Consider the following 2,720-nt stretch of genomic DNA (forward strand, 5'->3'; position numbering starts at 1 on the left):
CCTCGGTGAACTGGGCCGCACTCCACGAACACCGCACACCACGCCGCGTACCCCTGCCCACGTACGCCTTCGACACCAAGCGTTACTGGATCGAGCGGAAGTCCGCTGGTGCGACGGCGCCCGCGGCCCGCCTTTTCCAGCCGGTCTTCCGACAGGCCCCCCTCCCCGCGGCAACCACCGGGAAGCACGGCGAACGCTGGCTCGTCTTCGCCGACGGACTCGGCATCGCAGAGCGCTGGACCGCGCGCCTGCGAGAAGTCGGAGAGCACGTCGTCACTGTGGAGACCGGGACGTCGTTCGAGCGTTCCGGCCAGGACACCTACCGTCTGCGCCCGGAAGCGACCGAGGACTTCGACCGGCTCGTCCGCGAACTCCAGGAGGCCGGTGGACCAAGCGGTGCGTGGAATGTCCTCTACCTTTGGGCGGTCGACACCGAGGCCGACGTCGACAGGGCGCGCGTCTTCGCGCTCGACGCACTGGTGTACCTCGCCCGTGCGCTCGGGCTGCACCGCGGAACCGAGCAGACCCGGCTTGCTGTGGTGACACGGGGACTCGACCGGGTGAGCCGCGGCGAGGCCGCACCGCCCACCCGCGCACTTGTCCTCGGGCCGGTCAAGACGCTGCCACTCGAATATCCGGCGCTCACCGCGTCCGTAATCGACATCGAGGGCACTGCGGCGGAGGTCGATCCGCTCATCGCCGAGATACGCGCGTCACTGCCGCATTCCTTCGTCGCCTACCGGGACACCACCCGCTTCGTCGAGGGTGTCGAGGGCATGACGACGTCCGCGGCGGACGGAGGACCCGCGGCCCTTCGGCCACGTGGCGTCTACTTGATCACCGGCGGCCTTGGCGGCATCGGCCGGGCGATCGCGGCATGGATGGCGCGAAAGTACCAAGCGCGCCTGGTGCTCATCGGCCGGACGCCTCTCCCGCCGCGTGAACAGTGGCAGGCGCTTGAGAGCGAGCCCACGACCCACGCGGAGACTCGGCGCCGCATCGCCGCGGTACGCGAGCTGGAGTCGTATGGGGCCGAGGTGCTCGCCGAATCGTGCGACGTGAGCGACCGTACCGCTCTCGCCGACGCCGTCGCCCGAGCCGAGCTCCGGTTCGGGCCCGTTGAAGGCGTTGTCCACGCCGCGGGCCTCGCCGGCGGTGGGCTCGCCCAGTTCCGACACGTCGAGGCCATGCGCGAGGTGCTGACGCCCAAGGTCGACGGCACGCTCGCCCTCGCCTCGGTGCTCCGCAGCCGACCGCTCGACTTCTTCGCCGTGTTCTCTTCGACCGGCGCACTTCTGGGCAGCCTCGGCCAGGTCGACTACTGCGCGGCGAACGCCTTCCTCGACGCCTGGGCCGAGTCGGCCGGCGCTCCCGAACGTGTCGTCGCCATCGCTTGGGACACCTGGCGGAATGTGGGCATGGCGTCTCAGGAGCGGCTCCCCGCCGCCGTACTCGAGGCGCATGTCCACCACGAGCCGTCGGGGATCTCTGCTTCCGACGCGCTTGCCGTCTTCGAACGCGCGCTCTTCGGAGGGCAACGGCGCGTGATCGTCTCCACCGAGAACCTGGCGAGCAGGCTCGAGCGCGGAACGAAGCGACATCAGGAGCGTCCGGCGGACTCCGCTGCGTCCAAGGAGCGGTCGCGTGCGGAGATCGAGAACACGCTTACCGAGATCTGGGAGAACCTCTTCGGGCGCTCCCGCATCGACCGGGACGCAAACTTCTTCGACTTGGGCGGAGACTCCCTCCTCATCGTCGAAGCAGGCCGGCAGGTCAAGAAGCGTCTGCAGGTTTCGCTCGCCGTGGCAGACCTGTTCAAATCCCCGACCATTGCTCGCCTCGCGGAGCGCCTCGCGCCGACTTCGCTGTCCCCGCAGGATGTGGAGTCGCCGTCGACGACGATCCGAAACCCCACGGAGAGCGCCGACATCGCCGTCATCGGCATGGCCGCCCGTCTGCCCGGTGCCGACAATGTGGACGCGTTCTGGAACAACCTGGTTGACGGTGTGGAGTCACTGGTCCCCACCGACGAGCCTTCCGAATCGGCGGTCGGCGGCCACGGCCGGTATGTGGCCGTGGCCGGGTCCGCGGACGGGGTTGATCTGTTCGACCCCGGGTTCTTCGGTTTCACGCCGCGTGAGGCGGAGCTGATGGACCCGCAGCAGCGGCTGCTGCTCATGTGCTCCTACGAGGCGCTCGAGAACGCCGGATATGCGTCGCGTGGCCACTCAGGTACGGTCGCGGTCTACGTCGGGGCCGCGATGAGCAGTTACCTGCTCAACAACCTGATTCCCCAGCGTGGCTCGTCGGACATCGACCCGACGGTCGTGGGACTCGGCAACGACAAGGACTTCGCCGCCACCCAGATCTCCTACCGCCTCGACCTGCGCGGACCGAGCGTGAGTGTGAGCACGGCGTGCTCGACATCGTTGGTGGCGATCGCCCACGCATGCCGCAGTCTCATCTCAGGCGATAGCGACATGGCACTCGCCGGAGGTGCGAAGGTCCGCGTTCCGGAGCGCAGCGGCTACTGGTTCCAGGAGGGCGGAATCATGTCCCCCGACGGCCATTGCCGCGCATTCGACGCCGACGGACAGGGGACCGTCTTCTCCAGCGGAGCGGGCATCGTGGTGTTGAAGCGGCTGTCGGATGCGGTGCGGGACGGGGACACGATCCGTGCGGTGATTCGCGGTTCCGCGGTCAACAACGACGGTGCGGAC

At 68.6% G+C, this 2,720-nt stretch carries 1 protein-coding gene; it reads left to right on the forward strand.

Annotated features, from left to right (window positions below; all coding sequences use genetic code 11):
- On the forward strand, positions 1-2,720 hold a 2,720-nt coding region (locus ACWCP6_RS37190), incomplete at both ends, for an SDR family NAD(P)-dependent oxidoreductase (protein ID WP_450937091.1).

This window comes from Streptomyces sp. NPDC002004 (genome assembly GCF_053593975.1).